A 17376-nucleotide genomic window follows, 5' to 3' on the forward strand; every position below is an offset into this window, starting at 1 on the left:
CACCGGTGCCACCACAGAGAGGAACGCGGTGTCCGCCACCCCCCTGCTGGAAGTGCGCGGGATCAACAAGAGTTTCGGTCCCGTCCAGGTCCTGCGCGACGTCGACTTCGCCATCCACCCCGGCGAGGTGACCGCCCTCGTCGGCGACAACGGCGCCGGCAAGTCCACACTGGTCAAATGCATCGGGGGCAGTTACCCGATCGACTCCGGCGAGTACCGCTTCGAGGACACCCCGGTCACGGTCCACAGCCCGCGGGACGCCTCGAACCTCGGTGTGGAGATCGTCTACCAGGATCTCGCGCTCTGCGACAACCTCGACGTCGTCCAGAACATGTTCCTCGGCCGGGAGCGCCGTAACGGGCTCGTCCTCGACGAGGTCACCATGGAGCAGCTCGCCACCGAGACCCTCGCCAGCCTGTCCGTGCGCACCCTCACGTCGGTGCGCCAGCCGGTGGCCAGCCTCTCCGGTGGCCAACGGCAGACCGTCGCGATCGCCAAGGCCGTGCTGTGGAACAGCAAGGTCGTCATCCTCGACGAGCCGACCGCGGCGCTCGGCGTCGCGCAGACCGCCCAGGTGCTCGAGCTGGTCCGCCGGCTCGCCGACGCCGGCCACGCGGTCGTCCTGATCTCGCACAACATGAACGACGTCTTCGCCGTCTCCGACCGCATCGCCGCGCTGTACCTGGGCCGGATGGCCGCCCAGGTGAAGGCGACCGACGTCACCCACTCCCAGGTCGTCGAGCTGATCACCGCCGGTCGCAGCGGAGACCTGGGGCTGGCCCCGGCCAGTGCCGAGACCGCGAACGGAGCCCAGGCATGAGCGAGCGGAGCGAGCGAATCATGAGACTCAGGGCGTATGCGCCTCATGCCGTCGCCGAACGGTCCGGGCCGTCCGGCGACGCGTCGCGGGCCGGACTGTTCGCAACCCGCAGCGAGGTGGCGGCATGAGCAGCATCGTCGTCACCTCCGAGCAGCCGCCGCCCGCGGCCCGGCCCGAACCGGCGTCGCTGTCGACGTACGCGCGCACCTACGTCGCCCGGGTCCGCGGCGGCGACATGGGCGCGCTACCGGCCGTCCTCGGCCTGATCGTGCTGTGCGTCGCGTTCGGCACCGCCCGGCCGGTCTTCTTCAGCGCGATCAACTTCGCCAACCTCTTCAACCAGGGTGCGCAGATCACGGCGATCGCGATGGGCCTGGTCTTCGTCCTGCTGCTGGGCGACATCGACCTGTCGGCCGGCTTCGCCAGCGGTGTGTGCGCCGCGGTCCTCGCCGTCCTGCTCACCAAGCACCACGCGCCGTGGTACGTCGCGGTCCTGGCGGCGCTCGTCACCGGCATGGTGATCGGCACACTCATCGGGTTCCTGGTCGCGAAGATCGGCATTCCGTCGTTCGTGGTCACCCTGGCCGGGTTCCTCGCCTTCCAGGGTGTCCTGCTGGTGCTGGTCGACAACGGCACGAACATCTCGGTGGCCGACCCGACCATCAAGGCCATCAACGCCGACGGACGGCTTTCACCGGCACTCGGCTGGGCACTGTTCGCCGTCGCCGTGGCCGCCTTCGCAGCGGTGCGACTGCTGCGCCGGCGCAACCGGGTCGCGCGGGGGCTGACCGCCGAGCCACTGTCGGTCATCGCCGTCCGGGTCGGCGCGGTCGCCGTTCTCGGCGGCATCGCCGTGTACGTGCTCAACCTCGAGCGCAGCCGCAACGCCCTCGTCGTATCGCTGAAGGGCGTGCCCGTGGTCGTGCTCATCCTCGGCCTCATCGCCACCGTGCTGACCTTCGTGCTCAGCCGCACCGCGTACGGCCGGCACATCTACGCCGTCGGTGGTAACCGCGAGGCGGCCCGCCGGGCCGGTATCAACGTGGACCGGATCCGCATCTCGGTCTTCGTGATCTGCTCGGCGATGGCCGCGGTCGGCGGCATCATGGCCGCTTCCCGGGCCAACTCCGTCGACCCGAACACCGGCGGCAGCAACGTCCTGCTGTACGCCGTCGGCGCGGCCGTCATCGGCGGGACGAGCCTGTTCGGCGGCAAGGGCCGGGTGATCGACGCGGTGCTCGGCGGCGCGTTGATGGCGGTCATCGACAACGGCATGAGCCTGATGGGCTACAGCGCCGGCGCGAAGTTCGTCTTCACCGGGGCGGTACTGCTGCTCGCGGCGGGCGTGGACGCCCTGTCGCAGCGGCGGGCCGCGGCGACCGGGCTGCGGTGAGCGGTGCCCGGACGCCGTCCGGGCCGGGCAGCCACCCGGTCCGGACCCCCGGCCACCCGAGCCGGCCACTCCATGCACACTGGACAATCGTGCGGTCGGGACGCCGCGGCCCGACCGGACCCGTTGGAAACTGAGAGCTGAGGGATGCGCGCCGGACCGAGCCAGGAGGAGATCCGTCGGCTCAATCTCAGCGCGCTCCTGCGCTACGTGCACCTGAGGGGACCGACGTCGCGGGCTGCGCTGGCCGCGAACCTCGGCCTCAACCGCAGCACCATCGGTGCGCTCACCGCGGACCTCGTGGGTGCCGGACTGGTCCGCGAGGACCTGCCCCGCGACCACGGGCGGGCCGGCCGGCCGTCCCTGGTCGTCCGGCCCGAGCCGCACTCGTACGTGTTCGCGTTCTCCATCGAGGCCGACCGGCTCACCGCCGCCCGGGTCGGGCTCGGCGGGGTGATCCTGGACCGGCGCGAGATGCCGCGCCCGCGCGGCGAGCTACCCCCCGGCGAGGTGGTTGCCCCACTGGGCGACGCGGTACGCGCGATGCAGCGCGCGATCCCGCCCGACGCCCGGCACGTCGGCAGCGGCGCGGCGGTGTCGGCCATGGTGCGGCGCGAGGACGGGCTCGTACGGCTCGCCCCGAACGTCGGATGGGTCGACGAACCGCTGGGCGAGACCCTCTCCCGGGTCCTCGCGCCCGACCGCCCGGTGACCACCCGCAACGGCGCCGACCTGCGAGCCCTCGCCGAGCACACCCGGGGCGCGGCGGTCGGCTGCGACAACGTCGTGTACCTGCACGGTGACGGCGGCATCGGCGGCGGCATCATCGCCGGAGGCCGGCCGGTGACCGGGCACGGCGGGTACGGCGGCGAGGTCGGGCACATGGTCGTCAACCCCGCCGGCAAGCCCTGCGGCTGCGGGGCGCGCGGCTGCTGGGAGACCGAGATCGGCGAGGTCGCCCTGCTGCGCGCCGCCGGGCGCGAGGGGTACGGGCGGGAGTGCGTCGCCGCGGTCGTGGACGCCGCCGTCCGCGGCGACGCGGTGGCGCAGAACGCGGTCCGCCAGGTCGGCGACTGGCTGGGGTTCGGCGTCGCCAACCTGGTCAACATCTTCAACCCGGAGATTGTGATCTTCGGCGGTGGCCTGCGGGACGTGTACCTCGCGGCCGCCGCGCAGGTGCGCAGCCGGCTCAACCGCAACGGGCTGCCCGCCTGCCGCGAGCACGTCCGGCTACGGACGCCGACGCTCGGCGACGACGCCGCGCTGCTCGGCGCCGCCGAGGTCGCGTTCGAGCCACTACTGGACGACCCCCTGGACGCCGCTACCGGCCCGTGAGCAGGATGTCCCGGTCGGGCGTGGCGACCACGATGACGGCGTGAGGAGGCGCGGTGTCCGCGACAACCGGCGGCCTGCTGCTCGCGGCCGGCGAGGGGCGCCGGTACGGCATGCCGAAGGCGCTGATCGAACGGGACGGGCGACTGCTGGTCGAGCACGGGCTGGCGACGTTGCGGGCGGGCGGGTGCGACCCGGTCGTGGTGGTGCTCGGCGCCGCCGCCGAGACGGTACGGCGACGCGCCGACCTGAGCGACGCTCTGGTGGTGACCAACCCCGACTGGCCCTCCGGCATGGGTTCGTCCCTGCGGGCCGGACTCGACGCCCTCGCCGGCACGCCGGCGTCCGCCGCGACCGTCCTGCTGGTCGACACGCCGGGGATCACCGCGTCGGCGGTACGGCGGATCGGCGCCCGTGCCGCACCGGACGCCCTCGTGGTCGCGACCTACCACGGCGAGCGCGGCCACCCGGTATTGCTGGGCCGCGGGCACTGGGCCGGCGTGGCGGACCTGGCCTCGGGCGACGTCGGCGCCCGCCGGTACCTGCTGGCCCACTCCGCGCGGGTGGTACCGGTCGCCTGTGAGGACGTCGCGAACGGCGACGATCTCGACCGTCCGACGCGGTGAGCCTGGCCGGGACCGGACCCCGGCCGACCGGGCCCTGGCGCGGCCCCGGCATCGAAGCGCATAGTGGGACGGTGACCATGAGCGCCGGACGATCGCCCGCGTCGCCGGCCGCGCTGGCACACGACCTCGCCGCCACCGGTTACCTGGCCGACGCTGGCCTCGCCACCGCCGGTTACCTGGCGATGCGCCTGGGCCGGCCGCTGTTCCTGGAGGGTGAGGCCGGCGTCGGCAAGACCGCGTTCGCGCAGGCGCTCGCGCAGGCGACCGGCGCGCAGTTCGTCCGGTTGCAGTGCTACGAAGGTCTCGACGTGTCCCAGGCCCTCTACGATTGGGACTTTCCGCGGCAGATCCTGCACCTGCGGGCGCTGGAGGCGGCCGGCGGGCCGCTGGACCCGCGGACGGTCGAAACCAGCCTGTACGACCGCCGGTTCCTCGTCGCGCGGCCACTGCTGCGCGCCCTCGAGGAGAGCCCCTGTGTCCTGCTGGTCGACGAGGTCGACCGGGCCGACGACGAGTTCGAGGCGTTCCTGCTGGAGGTGCTCGCCGACGCGGCCGTCACGATCCCCGAACTCGGGCGCATCGCCGCGGCCTCGCCGCCGCTGACGGTGCTCACCAGCAACCGCACCCGCGAGGTACACGACGCGTTGAAACGGCGCTGCCTGTACCACTGGGTCGAACACCCCGACCTCGACCGTGAGGTCACGATCCTGCGGGCCCGGCTGCCGGAGCTGACCGAGCGGCTCGCCGTCGGAGTCGCGACGGCCACCGGGCGGATGCGGGCACTGGACCTGATCAAGCCACCGGGGGTCGCCGAGTCGATCGACTGGGCCGCCGCACTGTCGGCGCTCGGCGCGACGGCACTCGACCCGGACCTGGCCGCGGCGACGCTCGGCGCGGTGCTGAAGTACCGGGAGGACGCCGACCGGGTACGGGCGGCCGGGCTGGTGACGCTGTTGGACGCCGGCCCATGACCGGTGGTCCGGCGACCGGGATCCTGCCCGCCCTCGTCGGTTTCGCGCGCACGCTGCGGTACGCCGGCGTCGCGGCCACGCCGGACCGGGTACAGGCGATGCTCGCCGCCGCCGAGGTACTCGGCGGGTCCGGGCCTCCCGCCGGTGTCCTGTACTGGGCCGGCCGGCTCACCCTGTGCAGCCAGCCCGACGACCTGCCGGTGTACGACGCCGCGTTCGTCGGCTGGTTCGGTGGTGGCGGGCCGGACCGGGGCGCCACGCGCTCGGCGCGGCCGCGACCACCGCGCGTCGCCGTGCCGGCGGCCACCGGCGACGGCGGAGGCGCGGTCGAGCCGGCGGAGTCCGGACCCGTCCTCGCGCTGTCCGCCAGTGCCGCGGAGGTGCTGCGCCGCCGTGACGTGGCGACCTTGTCGGCGACCGAACGCGCCGAGGTGCGGCGGCTGATCGCGCTGCTCGCCCCGGCCACCGCGCCCCGGCGCAGCCGGCGGTACGCCGCCGGCCGGCGCGGCACGGTCGACCGACGCCGCACCGTGCGCGACATCCTGGCCCACGCCGGTGAGCCGGCCCGCCTGCGCCGGCGCCGCCGTCGCATCCGACCACGCCGGCTGGTCATCCTCATCGACGTGTCCGGTTCGATGACCCCGTACGCCGACGCGCTGCTGCGCTTCGCGCACGCGGCGGTACGCCGCCGGGCCGGCGCGTGCGAGGTGTTCACGGTCGGTACCCGGTTGACCAGGGTGACCCGGGCGCTGCGCCACCGGGACCCCGACGCCGCCCTGGCCGCGGCCGGTGGCACGATCCCCGACTGGCACGGTGGCACCCGGCTGGCCGACGCGCTGGGCGCCTTCCTCACCCGCTGGGGGCAGCGCGGTACCGCACGCGGCGCGGTCGTGGTGGTGTGCAGCGACGGGTGGGAGCGCGGCGACCCGGCGGCCCTGGCCGACCGGCTGGAGCGGCTGTCCCGGCTGGCGTACCGGCTCGTCTGGGTCAATCCGCACCGCGGCAAGCCGGGCTACGCTCCCCTGGTCGGCGGGATGGCGGCCGCCCTGCCGTACCTTGACCACTTCGTGGCGGGCCACAGCCTCGACGCGCTCGAGGAACTGGTGGGGGTGATCGCGCGTGCGTGAGGTACTCGACGAGCTGACGCGCTGGTGGGACGCCGGGCAGCCGGTGGGCATGGCGACGGTCGTCGGTACCTGGCGCTCGTCGCCCCGACCGGCCGGCGCGGTGATGCTGGTCGGTCCGGACGGCTCCGCGGTCGGCAGCGTCTCCGGCGGCTGCGTGGAGGGCGCCGTCTACGAACTGGCCGCCGGCGTCGTCGCGACCGGCACCCCGGTACGGCAGCGGTACGGCGTCAGCGACGACGACGCCTTCGCCGTCGGGCTGACCTGCGGCGGGATCATCGACGTCCTCGTCGAGCGGGTCGACCGCACGTCCTTTCCCGAACTGGGCGCGGTCGCGGCGGCGATCCGGTCCGGTACCCCGGTCGCCGTGGCCACCTGCGTCGAGGCCGGCGGCGATGATTCCGGTGGCGACCCGGCGGGCCGGTTCGGGCGGCGGCTGGTGGTCTGGGCCGACCGCACCGACGGCACGCTCGGTACGGCGCGGCTCGACGACGCCGTGACCGACGACGCCCGTGGTCTGCTGGCCGCCGGGCGCAGCGGGGCGCTGCGGTACGGGTACGACGGGCAGCGCCGCGGCGATGCGCTGACGGTCTTCGTCGCCAGCCACGCGCCCCGGCCGCGCATGATCGTGTTCGGCGCCATCGACTTCGCCGCCGCGGTCGCCCGCATCGGCGGCTTCCTCGGCTACCACGTGACGGTGTGCGACGCCCGGCCGGTGTTCGCGACGCGCCGTCGGTTCCCGGACGCCGACGAGGTGGTCGTCGACTGGCCGCACCGGTACCTGGCGGCGCAGGCGGCGGCGGGTCGGGTCGACGAGCGGACGGTGGTCTGCGTCCTCACCCACGACCCGAAGTTCGACGCGCCGGTCCTGGCGGTGGCGCTGCGGTTGCCGCTGGCCTACGTCGGTGCGATGGGTTCCCGGCGTACCCACGACGACCGGCTGGCCCGGCTGGCTGCTGCCGGCCTGACCGCGGACGAGCTGGCGCGGCTGTCCTCGCCGATCGGACTCGACCTGGGCGCGCGCACCCCGGAGGAGACCGCGGTGAGCATCGCCGCGGAGCTCGTCGCGGCCCACTGGGGTGGCAGCGGGGTACGTCTGGCCACTCTGGACGGTCGTATCCACCACGAGTGAACCGCTCCCCCGTCGAATATTTCCACGGGGTTTCGCCCCAGGGTCTTGCGGCCGGGCGCGCGAGGAGATTGTCTATGGGCAGCGCGCAACGATGACCTTCGACGCCTCGTCGGCGTGCGGACACCGACCCGCTCCGTGGCCGGCGGCGCCAGACGCCGCCATGCCACGAGGTCGGCGGTGACGGACACCGACGTGCGAAGCAGCCGGCAGCGAGAGGAGGCGCGCAGGAGGCGAGGGCGCCGGGGGCTTGCGCGCCCCTTCCGCCCGCTCGGCCACGCCGGACGGGGGCACAGCGGCTCGCGCCGAACGGGCACGGCGGCTGCGCCGAACGGGAGCGCCGTGGCTGCGCCCGCACCCGGACGCAGCGAACCCTCGAAAGCCGGGAGGCTTCGTGACCCGGATCAGTGTCACGGTCGACGGCGTTCGCTACGACGACGACGTCGAACCCCGTACCCTTCTCGTCCACCATCTTCGGGAACAGCTCGGCAAGGTCGGCACGGTGGTCGGCTGCGACACCAGCAACTGTGGCGCCTGCACCGTGCTGATGTCCGACCCCGACGGCCGGCTGGTCGGAGTGAAGAGCTGCTCGGTCCTGGCGGTACAGGCCGATGGCCGGGAGATCACCACCATCGAGGGCCTCGCCGGCCCGGACAGCGGTCTGCACCCGGTACAGCGGGCCTTCCACGACCGCCACGCCCTCCAGTGCGGGTTCTGCACCCCAGGAATGATCATGGCCGCGGTCGACCTGCTCAGCGAGAACCCCGACCCCACCGACGCCGAGATCCGCGCGGGGCTCGAGGGCAACCTGTGCCGGTGCACCGGCTACCAGAACATCGTGCGCGCCGTCCGTGACGCGGCGGCCGCCGTCCGGGCTTCGGGTGCGTCCGCGCAGCCGGCGGCGCCGACTCCCGCGGCGGTCGATGCGGCCACGCCGGACGGCGGTCTGCCGCCCGAGGAGGTACCCGACGAAGCCGTCCTCCAACCGGTGCCGTGAGGAGGTGGCTGTGGCCGAGCGAAGCGAGGACACCATGAAACACAGCGACCGTCATGTCCACACCGAGCGAAGCGAGGTGGGCGCATGACCGTGACGGAAGAGCGTGAGGTCGGCTCGCCCCGGCGCCGCAAGGAGGACGCCCGGCTGATCACCGGCCGTACCATGTGGACGGAGAACGTCGTCCTGCCAGGCATGTTGCACCTGGCGATCGTTCGGGCTCCCCTGGCCCACGCGAAGATCACCAGGGTCGACACCAGCGCCGCGCTGCGCGAACCCGGCGTGGTGGCCGCGTTCAGCGGGCGCGACGTCGCCGACGTCCAGGGCAGCCTGCCCTGCGCCTGGCCGGTAACCGAGGACATGGTGCACCCCGACCACCCGCCGATCGCCGTCGACGAGGTACGCCACGTCGGCGAACCGGTCGCGGTCGTGGTGGCCCGGTCACGGGCCGCCGCGCTCGACGCCACGGCAGCCGTCGAGGTGGACTACGAGCCCCTGGACGTGGTGGTCGACCTGGAGTCGGCGTTGGCCGGCGACGCCGGGCTGGTCCACTCGGACAAGGGCACCAACCGCGCGTACACCTGGGTGTTCGACTCGGCCGACGCCGGCACCGGCGGCGCGGTCGACGCGGCCTTCGCCGACGCCGAGGTGGTGATCACGCGGAGGTACCGGCAGCAGCGGCTGATCCCGGCGTTCATGGAGCCGCGCAGCGTGGTGGTCGACCCGACCGGCGACCAGTACACCATCTGGTCGGCCACCCAGATCCCACACATCCTGCGCTTTTTGATGTCGGTGGTCACCGGCACACCGGAGCACAAGGTGCGCGTGGTCGCCCCCGACGTGGGCGGGGGCTTCGGCGGCAAGCTCCAGGTCACGCCGGAGGAGCTAATCGCCTTCGTGGCGGCGAAGCGGCTGGGCAAGCCGGTCAAGTACACCGAGTCCCGCTCCGACAGCCTCCTCTCGGCCCACCACGGCCGGGACATGATCCAGGACCTGGAGCTGGCCGCCCGCCGCGACGGCACCGTCCTCGGCCTGCGGGTGCGGCTGCTCGCCAACATGGGTGCCTACCTCGGCCTGGTCACGCCGGGCGTGCCGCTGCTCGGCGCGTTCATGTACAACGCGATCTACACGTTCCCGGCGTACCGGTTCGAGTGCACCGGGGTGTTCACCAACACCACGTTCACCGACGCGTACCGGGGCGCCGGCCGCCCCGAGGCCACCTACGCGATCGAGCGGATCATGGACGAGCTGGCCGTCGAGGTCGGCCTGGATCCGATCGAGGTGCGCCGGCGCAACTGGATCAACGCCGACGAGTTCCCGTACACCACGGTCGCCGGGTTGACCTACGACTCCGGCGACTACTCCGCCGCCACGGCGCGCGCCCTCGACCTACTGGGCTACGACGAACTCCGACGCGAACAGGCGCGGCGGCGCGAGGCCGGCGACCCGGTGCAGCTCGGCATCGGGGTGTCCACGTACACCGAGATGTGCGGCCTGGCGCCGTCGCGGGTGCTCGGCAGCCTGCGCTACGGCGCCGGCGGCTGGGAGACCGCGAGCATCCGGATGCTGCCCAGCGGCAAGGTCGAGGTGGTCACCGGTACGTCACCGCACGGCCAGGGGCACGAGACCGCGTGGAGCCAGATCGTCGCCGACCAGCTGGGTGTCGCCTTCGACGACGTCGAGGTGCTGCACGGCGACACCCGTACCTCGTACAAGGGCCTGGACACCTACGGTTCCCGGTCCCTGGCCGTGGGCGGGATCGCGCTGTACCACGCATGCCGGAAGGTCGTCGACAAGGCCAGGCCGATCGCCGCGCACCTGCTCGAGTGCGACCCGGCCGACCTGGAGTTCGCACAGGGCAGGTTCCGGGTGCGCGGCCACCCCGACGGTGGCAGAAGCCTCGCCGACTGCGCCCTGGCCGTCTTCGCCGCGCACGACCTGCCCGACGGCATCGAGCCGACCCTGGACGCCGACGCCGTGTACGACCCGGTCAACTTCTCGTTCCCGCACGGCACCCATCTGTGCGCGGTCGAGGTCGACACCGAGACCGGCCGGGTGGCGATCCGGGAGTACGTGGCCGTCGACGACGTCGGCCGGGTCGTCAACCCGCTGATCGTGGAGGGCCAGGTGCACGGCGGTGTCGCCCAGGGCATCGCGCAGGCGCTGTTCGAGGAGGCCGTCTACGACGCCGACGGCAACCTGCTGTCCGGGACCTTCGTCGACTACACCCTGCCCAGCCCGGCCGACCTCGGCGACATCGTCACCGACCGGACCGAGAGCCCGGCACCGGACCACCCGCTCGGCACCAAGGGCGTCGGCGAGGCGGGCACCATCGCGTCCACCCCGGCCGTGGTCAACGCCATCGTGGACGCTCTGCGTCCGTACGGCGTCACCGACGTGCCGATGCCGTGCACCCCGGAGCGGGTGTGGCGGGCCATCGCCGCGGGCGCTGAGCTTACGAGCCCCGCAGTCGCGAGCCACGAAACCACGGAAGGTGTCTCATGATCCCGGCGGCGTTCGACTACACCCGCCCGGCGAGCGTGGACGAGGCGGTGGCGGCGCTCGCCGACGAGGACGCGAAGGTACTCGCCGGTGGCCAGAGCCTCATCCCGCTGCTGCGGCTGCGGCTGGCCGCGCCGACCCTCGTGGTCGACCTCGGCGGTCTCGCCGAGCTGCGCGGGATCCGCGACGGCGGCGACGCGCTGGTCGTCGGGGCCATGACGACCCACGCGTCGGTGCTCGCCGACCCGCTGGTCGACCGGTACGCCCCGCTGCTGGCGCAGGCCACGGCGACGGTCGCGGACCGGCAGGTACGCCACCGCGGCACCCTCGGCGGCGCGTTGGCGCACGCCGACCCCGCCGGCGACCTGCCCGCGGTGGCGGTCGCACTGGACGCGACCCTGGAGATCGCCGGCCCGGCCGGCCGGCGCACCGTGGCGGCGGCCGACTTCTTCGTCGACTACCTGACGACCGTGCTGGAGCCCGGTGAGGTCCTGGTGGCCGTCCACATCCCCAAGCGCGAGGGCTGGTCGACCCATTACGAGAAGTTCAGCCGGGTCGCCCAGGGCTGGGCGCTGGTCGGCGTGGCGGCGATGGTGCGCCGCGCCGACGGGCGGATCGCCGAGGCGCGCGTGGCGCTGACGAACATGGCCACCACGCCGGTCCGCGCCGCCGCCGTGGAGGCCGCGCTCACCGGCTGCGCTGTCGACCCCGCGGCGGTGCGGGCGGCCGCCGCGCACGCCGCCGAGGGCACCGGGCCGACCGGTGACCTGTCCGCCTCCGCCGAGTACCGCAGCCACCTGGCGCGGGTACTCACCGGCCGGGCGGTCCTCGCCGCGCTGGGCGGACCGGATGACGGAGCCGTCGGCGCTGCCCCGGCGGGCGGCAGACCTCCGGGCGGCGTGGACAACGGTACGGCGTCGGGGCGGGCCGATGCGGCTTGAGCACAGTTTCACCGTGCCGGTACCGGTCGACCAGGCCTGGGAGATCCTCCTCGACCTGCCCCGGGTGGCGCCCTGCATGCCGGGCGCGACGCTCACCGGCGTCGACGGCGACACGTTCACCGGTACGGTCAAGGTCAAACTCGGTCCGATCGCGCTGACCTACCAGGGCAAGGGTCACTTCGTCGAACGCGACGAGACGGGCCGCCGGGTCGTGATCTCCGCCAGCGGCCGGGACACCCGGTCGGCGGGTACCGCCACCGCCACGGTGACGGCGGTCCTGGCCGCCGACGGCGGCGCCACCCGCGTCGCGGTGGACACCGACCTGTCCGTCACCGGGCGGCCGGCGCAATTCGGGCGGGGGATGATCGCGGACGTCGGGGGCAAGCTGATCGGCCAGTTCGCCGACTGCCTGGCCCGCACGCTGGCCGCGCCCGAACCGACGCCCGCGCCCGCCCCGGCACTCGCCGAGGCCGAGCCGATCGACCTGTTCAAGCTCACCGGCAGCACCACTACGGCACGCAGGCTGGGTGCGTACGCGCTCGGCGCCGGAGTGCTCGCGGCGCTCGCGTGGGTCACTGTCCGCTGGCTGGGCCGGTGACACCTCGACACGATCCGGCGCGGGGAGCCGGCGGACCTGACGACCGGCCGGCCCTCACGACCGGCCCGTCCAGCGCGGCTCGAACTGCCACCACGCTTCCCCCCACCGCGCCATCCGGCGGGCGTCGAGCGCCCGGTGCACCCCGAGCCGCAGGGCCGCGGCCACCAACCCGGCCCCCACCCCCGCCAGTACCGCCGCCGCGGCGGCGTTCACGCAGGTCTGCGCCCGCTGCTGCGGCGGGTCCACGAGGGTACCCCGCGCGTCGGTCCACACCGGTACCCACTCGCCAGCCCGCGCCCGCTCGTCGACCAGGACCGAGCCGCGATGCGCGCTGCCGTCCACCCCCGCCCAGCGCACCGGTGTCCGCACACCGGTGGCCGAGGTACCCGCCCGGCTCGGTGCCGGTCCGCGCGGAGCGGGCGACGCGTCGGAGGCGGGCCCGGAGCCGGCATCGGCCAGCAGTGTCGCCTGGGTCCGGTACCGGTGTGCCCGTTCGGTCTGCTCGGTTCGCACCCCGGCGGCGTACGTCGCCCTGGCCGTGAACCAGACCGTCGCCGGCAGGACGAGCAGGGTGACGATCACGATCACGATCGTGATCCAGGCTTCGACCCGGTCGATGGTCCGGCGCAACGGGTTGCTGTCCAGACCGATGCGGCGCAGGGTCCGATCTGCCAGCGACATGACGATCTCCCGGGTTTGTCACGCCCGTCCTCCGGTCGATACCCAGCTTCGCCGCCCTGATGCCGACCGCACCCACCGGGTCCCGCCGGCACCTGGTGACGCCGACACCGGGTAGCGCCGACACCGGGGTCACCCGAACGTCGGATCACGGGAACATCGGTGCGCCCTCGCGCTGCTCCACGTCGATCACGTGGAACACGGCGTTGATCAGCGCGAGGTGGGTGAACGCCTGCGGGAAGTTGCCGAGATGCCGGCCGCTGCGCGGGTCGATCTCCTCGGCGTACAGGCCCAGCGGGCCGGCGAACGACAGCAGCTTCTGGCACAGCCGCCGGGCCCGCGCGTGCTCGCCGATCAGCGTGAACGCCGAGACCAGCCAGAACGAGCAGATCGTGAACGTACCCTCCTCGCCGACGTCGTCGAGTCCCTCGTCGGTCTTCTCGGGGCGGTACCGCAGCACCATCTCGTCGACGGTGAGCTCGTCGGCGATCGCGAAGACGGTGGCGCGCACCCGCGGGTCGGTCGGCGGCAGGAACCCCATGAGCGGGATGAGCAGGACCGAGGAGTCCAACTCGTCGGTGTCGTAGTGCGCGGTGAACACCCCGCGCTCGTCGACCGCGTGGGCGCACACGTCGGCGTGGATCTCGTCAGCGATCTTCTGCCAGCGCGCGGCGAGCGCGTGGTCCTCGCGGATCCGGGCCAGTCGTGCCCCGCGGTCGACCGCGACCCAGCACATCACCTTCGATGAGGTGAAGTGCTTGGGCTCGCCGCGTACCTCCCAGATGCCGCGATCGGGCTCCTTCCAGTGCGTGATGGCGTTCTCCACCTGGCGTCTCAGGATCCGCCAGATCCGCTCGTCGAGCCGGTCGCGCGACTTGGTGTGCAGATACACGGCGTCGAGCACCGCACCCCACACGTCGTTCTGCCGGTGGTGGTACGCGTCGTTGCCCACCCGTACCGGCCGCGCCCCCTCGTACCCGTGCAGGTGGTCGAGGATCGTCTCGTGGAGATCGCGCTCGCCGCTGATGCCGTACATGATCTGCAGGTCCTGGTCGCGCTCGGCGACGTCGGCGATGAAGTAGAAGAAGTCGTTGGCCTCCCAGTCGAAGCCCAGCGTGTACAGCCCCCACAGCGCGAACGTGGCGTCCCGGATCCAGCTGAACCGGTAGTCCCAGTTGCGGTTGCCGCCGGGAGTCTCCGGTAGCGACGTGGTCGCCGCGGCGGCGAGCGCGCCGGTGGGCGCGAAGGTGAGACCCTTGAGGGTCAGCGCGCTGCGCTCCAGGAAGCTGCGGAACCGGTGGTCGGGGAAGTTGCCCCGGGCGAGCCAGTGCTGCCAGTGGTGGGCGGTCCAGGTCAGGCGCCGCTGCGCCTCCTCGTACGTGTAGGGCGGCGGGTGTTCGGTCCAGGTCAGGGCACAGAAGCGGGTCTCGCCCTCCTTGAGCAGGGTGCGCGCGGTGGCCCGGCCGCCCTCGAACCCCAGCCGCATGTCGGTGGTCAGGGTCAGCGCGACGTCGGCACCCTCGGCGCGCGCCACGCCCTGGTGGTAGATCCGGTCGGTGTACGACCAGCGCGCGCCGTGCCGGCCGTAGTCGAACACCGGCTCGCACTCCAGCGTCACCTGCACCTCGCCGGACACGCACCGGACCGTCCGCAGCAGGACGTGGTCGGCGTCGTAGTCGGTGGGTGCCCGGCGGTGGGTGTGCGACAGCTCGTGCTCGTGGTGCCACGGCCCGATCAGCAGGACGTCACGGGTGATGATCCAGCCGGTCGCCGTGCCCCAACTGGTCTCCAGGACCATCGTTCCGGGCAGGTACCGGCGGTCCGCCGGCACCAGTACCTCGGCCGGTCCCAGCCGGAACCCACCGGCGTCCCGGTCGAGGATCGCGGCGAACACGCTCGGCGAGTCCATCCGCGGCAGGCACAGCCACTCGACGTTGCCGCTCGGCGCGACCAGTGCCGTCGTCTCGCAGTCGGACAGGAAGCCGTAGTCGGCGATCGGGGGGAAGGGGGACTGCAGCCCTGCCTCGCGGCGCATGAATGGACGGTGCTCAGCCAGTGATTCCGCTGGCGCGACAGCCACGAGATTCTCCCCTGACGACAGGCCACGGCACTCCCGGTCCGGGTCACCAGGGCCTCTCACCATTTCTGCCGTTCCGAAACGTCTCCGCCGGCCGCCGGTACGCGACCGCGCCACGTCCCGGGTCCGCCGGTGCGGGCGCACGCAGCCGCTCAGCCGACGTGGACCATCGGCCGGCGACGGAAGTCGTGCTCGGCCTCGCGCAGCACCTCACGCGTGATCGGAGCGATCTCACCCTCCCCGAAGACCAGGTACCGCAGCAGGTAGACCACCGGGTTGCCCTCGGTCCAGTTGAAGTACACGTGCGGCTGCTTGCCGGTCATGTCCCGGATCGCCAGTAGCAGGGCCGCGATGGCGTTGGGGATGGACGAGCCCTCCACGTGCAGGATGCGGGCGCCGTGCCGCTCCTCCCCGCGCACCCGCAGCGGCGCCTCGAACTCCGACGGGTCGTTGACCTTGACCTCGACGAACAGCACCGGGTCGCGGTCGGGGATGCCGGCGTCGCGGCGCTGCTCGGCCTCCTTGAGCCGGTACTCGATCTCGTCCCGGGCATCCGGCTCGTTGGCGATGAGGCGGATCCTTCCGGACGCCGCGGCGTCCTCGATGAACTGCCGGGCCAGGTCGTCCATCTCGACGCCGGTGGCGCGCAGCTCGGTCACCCGCAGGATCCGCGACAGCACCGAGAGCAGGACGATCCCGGCGATGAACAGTGAAGCGATCTTCACGCCGTCGGGCCGCTCGACGATGTTGGTGATCGTGGTGTAGACGAACACGAGGGTCACGGCGCCGAAGGCGACCGTCAGCCAGTGCCGGCCGCGCCGCCGCGCCGACAGCGTGACCGCGACCGCCGCCGAGGTGATCAGCACCAGGACACCGGTCGCGTACGCCCCGCCCTGGGCGTTGACCTCGGCCCGGAACGACACGGTCACCGCGAACGCGACGGCGGTGAGGACCAGCACCAGCGGCCGGACCGCCCGGGTCCAGGTCGGCGCCATGCCGTAGCGCGGCAGGTACTTCGGGATCAGATTGAGCAGGCCCGCCATCGCGGACGCCCCGGCGAACCACAGGATCAGCACCGTGCTGACGTCGTACACGGTACCGAAGCCGTTGCCCAGGTACTCGTGCGCCAGGTACGCCAGGGCCCGCCCGTACGCGGCACCACCCAGCCGGAACTCCCGGTGCGGGATGAGCATGGTCGTCACCACGCTACTGGTGATCAGGAAACCGCTCATGATCAACGCGGCCGTGGTCAGCAGCCGGTGCGCGCCGGTGATCCGTCCCCGCAGGTCGTCCGGGCCGTGGGTACGGATCAGCGGCATCACCGCGACCCCGGTCTCGAATCCCGACAGCCCCAGCGCCAGCCGCGGGAAGACCAGCAGCGCCACCACCGCCATCGCCAGCGGGCTGGGGTACTCCGCGACCAGCAGTCTCCGCCACGCCGCCACCACGTGGGGCTGGCCGGCGATGTGCTGCAGCGCGACCGCGATCACGATCGTGTTGAGCGTGAGGTAGACGCCGACCAGGACGACCGCGATGCCGATGGCCTCCCGGAAGCCCTTCAGGAACACCGCACCCAGCAGGGCGATGAACACCAGGGTCACCCCCACCTGGTGGCCGTGCAGGGCGTGCGGGGCGTACGGGTTCTCCAGCACGTGCGCGGTCGCGTCCGCCGCCGACAGGGTGATCGTGATGATGAAGTCGGTCGCGGCGAACCCGAGCAGCGCCAGCACCAGGAACTTGCCGAGCCACCGGGGCAGCAGCCGCTCCAGCATCGCGATCGAACCCTGCCCGTGCGGGCTGGCCTCGGCGACCCGCCGGTACACCGGCAGCGCGCCGACCAGGGTCAGTGCCACGAGGACCAGCGTGGCGAGGGGGGCCAGCGTCCCCGCGGCGAGGACCGCGATGCCGGGCTGGTAGCCGAGCGTGGAGAAGTAGTCCAACCCGGTCAGGCACATCACCTGCCACCACGGCCGCTGGTGTACGGTGCCCGGTTTGGCGTGCGGACCCTCGACCGGGGACTTGCCCTCGTTGAGGTCGTCGAGCAGCCATCCGCGGAGACCAGCCCGGTGTTCGGCCGGCGCGGCCTCGATGACGGGCTGACTCATGACACGGATCCGCTCCTCGTGCGCCTACGGCTGGAACCTGTACCCCAGGCCGGCATCGGTAACCCGGTGCCGGGCCGGGCCGGATCGGG

14 protein-coding genes are annotated in these 17376 nt (G+C 73.0%); 11 read left to right on the top strand and 3 right to left on the bottom strand.

The window, feature by feature from the left end:
- The first annotated feature begins 28 nt into the window (after positions 1–28).
- The 11 genes from ACNTMW_RS17535 (at position 29) to ACNTMW_RS17585 (ending at position 12427) form a co-directional block, all read left to right on the top strand.
- A complete protein-coding gene (locus ACNTMW_RS17535) occupies positions 29–820 on the top strand; it encodes an ATP-binding cassette domain-containing protein (protein ID WP_426634717.1) in 792 nt (263 codons plus the stop codon).
- A 124-nt stretch (positions 821–944) separates the two neighbouring features.
- A complete protein-coding gene (locus ACNTMW_RS17540; RefSeq protein WP_426634718.1) occupies positions 945–2213 on the top strand; it encodes a sugar ABC transporter permease in 1269 nt (422 codons plus the stop codon).
- A gap of 144 nt (positions 2214–2357) precedes the next feature.
- A complete protein-coding gene (locus ACNTMW_RS17545; RefSeq protein WP_426634719.1) occupies positions 2358–3545 on the top strand; it encodes an ROK family protein in 1188 nt (395 codons plus the stop codon).
- A 53-nt stretch (positions 3546–3598) separates the two neighbouring features.
- The gene (locus ACNTMW_RS17550) at positions 3599–4168 is read left to right on the top strand and encodes a nucleotidyltransferase family protein (RefSeq protein WP_426634720.1); all 570 of its coding nucleotides are present in this window, start codon (positions 3599–3601) and stop codon (positions 4166–4168) included.
- Between the two features lie 77 nt (positions 4169–4245).
- The gene (locus tag ACNTMW_RS17555) at positions 4246–5139 is read left to right on the top strand and encodes an AAA family ATPase (RefSeq protein WP_426634721.1); all 894 of its coding nucleotides are present in this window, start codon (positions 4246–4248) and stop codon (positions 5137–5139) included.
- Positions 5136–6266, top strand: coding sequence for a vWA domain-containing protein (locus tag ACNTMW_RS17560; protein WP_426634722.1), 1131 nt, complete (start codon positions 5136–5138; stop codon positions 6264–6266). The genes ACNTMW_RS17555 and ACNTMW_RS17560 overlap by 4 nt, the downstream gene beginning before the upstream one ends.
- Positions 6259–7395, top strand: a complete 1137-nt coding sequence (locus ACNTMW_RS17565; RefSeq protein ID WP_426634723.1) for an XdhC family protein — start codon at positions 6259–6261, stop codon at positions 7393–7395. Before ACNTMW_RS17560 ends, ACNTMW_RS17565 begins: the two co-directional genes overlap by 8 nt.
- A gap of 391 nt (positions 7396–7786) precedes the next feature.
- On the top strand, positions 7787–8389 hold the full coding sequence (locus ACNTMW_RS17570) for a (2Fe-2S)-binding protein (RefSeq protein ID WP_426634724.1): 603 nt from the start codon (positions 7787–7789) through the stop codon (positions 8387–8389).
- Positions 8390–8473: 84 nt separating this feature from the next.
- Positions 8474–10891, top strand: coding sequence for a xanthine dehydrogenase family protein molybdopterin-binding subunit (locus tag ACNTMW_RS17575; protein WP_426634725.1), 2418 nt, complete (start codon positions 8474–8476; stop codon positions 10889–10891).
- Positions 10888–11829 (top strand): FAD binding domain-containing protein, encoded by a 942-nt coding sequence (locus tag ACNTMW_RS17580; protein WP_426634726.1) that lies wholly within the window; start codon positions 10888–10890, stop codon positions 11827–11829. The genes ACNTMW_RS17575 and ACNTMW_RS17580 overlap by 4 nt, the downstream gene beginning before the upstream one ends.
- Before the next feature lie 13 nt (positions 11830–11842).
- Complete coding sequence (locus tag ACNTMW_RS17585; RefSeq protein WP_426634727.1) at positions 11843–12427, top strand: SRPBCC family protein; 585 nt, start codon at positions 11843–11845, stop codon at positions 12425–12427.
- Positions 12428–12481: 54 nt separating this feature from the next.
- Here the strand turns inward: ACNTMW_RS17585 and ACNTMW_RS17590 are convergent, their stop codons facing one another.
- The 3 genes from ACNTMW_RS17590 to ACNTMW_RS17600 form a co-directional block, all read right to left on the bottom strand.
- Positions 12482–13108: an Rv1733c family protein gene (locus tag ACNTMW_RS17590; RefSeq protein ID WP_426634728.1), complete on the bottom strand. Its 627-nt coding sequence runs from the start codon at positions 13106–13108 to the stop codon at positions 12482–12484.
- A gap of 145 nt (positions 13109–13253) precedes the next feature.
- A complete protein-coding gene (locus ACNTMW_RS17595; RefSeq protein ID WP_426634729.1) occupies positions 13254–15140 on the bottom strand; it encodes a glycoside hydrolase family 15 protein in 1887 nt (628 codons plus the stop codon).
- A 194-nt stretch (positions 15141–15334) separates the two neighbouring features.
- On the bottom strand, positions 15335–17287 hold the full coding sequence (locus ACNTMW_RS17600) for an APC family permease (protein ID WP_426634730.1): 1953 nt from the start codon (positions 17285–17287) through the stop codon (positions 15335–15337).
- Between the last annotated feature and the right edge of the window lie 89 nt (positions 17288–17376).

Origin of the sequence: Planosporangium spinosum (assembly GCF_049999945.1) — a bacterium.
Taxonomy (GTDB): Bacteria; Actinomycetota; Actinomycetes; order Mycobacteriales; family Micromonosporaceae; genus Planosporangium; species Planosporangium spinosum.

Excerpts from the sequence above, each read along its gene's own strand:
- ACNTMW_RS17540 (WP_426634718.1), top strand. The coding sequence starts at position 945 with ATGAGCAGCATCGTCGTCACCTCCGAGCAGCCGCCGCCCGCGGCCCGG.
- ACNTMW_RS17545 (WP_426634719.1), top strand. The coding sequence starts at position 2,358 with ATGCGCGCCGGACCGAGCCAGGAGGAGATCCGTCGGCTCAATCTCAGC.
- ACNTMW_RS17555 (WP_426634721.1), top strand. The coding sequence starts at position 4,246 with ATGAGCGCCGGACGATCGCCCGCGTCGCCGGCCGCGCTGGCACACGAC.
- ACNTMW_RS17560 (WP_426634722.1), top strand. The coding sequence starts at position 5,136 with ATGACCGGTGGTCCGGCGACCGGGATCCTGCCCGCCCTCGTCGGTTTC.
- ACNTMW_RS17575 (WP_426634725.1), top strand. The coding sequence starts at position 8,474 with ATGACCGTGACGGAAGAGCGTGAGGTCGGCTCGCCCCGGCGCCGCAAG.
- ACNTMW_RS17580 (WP_426634726.1), top strand. The coding sequence starts at position 10,888 with ATGATCCCGGCGGCGTTCGACTACACCCGCCCGGCGAGCGTGGACGAG.
- ACNTMW_RS17590 (WP_426634728.1), bottom strand. The coding sequence starts at position 13,108 with ATGTCGCTGGCAGATCGGACCCTGCGCCGCATCGGTCTGGACAGCAAC.
- ACNTMW_RS17595 (WP_426634729.1), bottom strand. The coding sequence starts at position 15,140 with ATGCGCCGCGAGGCAGGGCTGCAGTCCCCCTTCCCCCCGATCGCCGAC.
- ACNTMW_RS17600 (WP_426634730.1), bottom strand. The coding sequence starts at position 17,287 with ATGAGTCAGCCCGTCATCGAGGCCGCGCCGGCCGAACACCGGGCTGGT.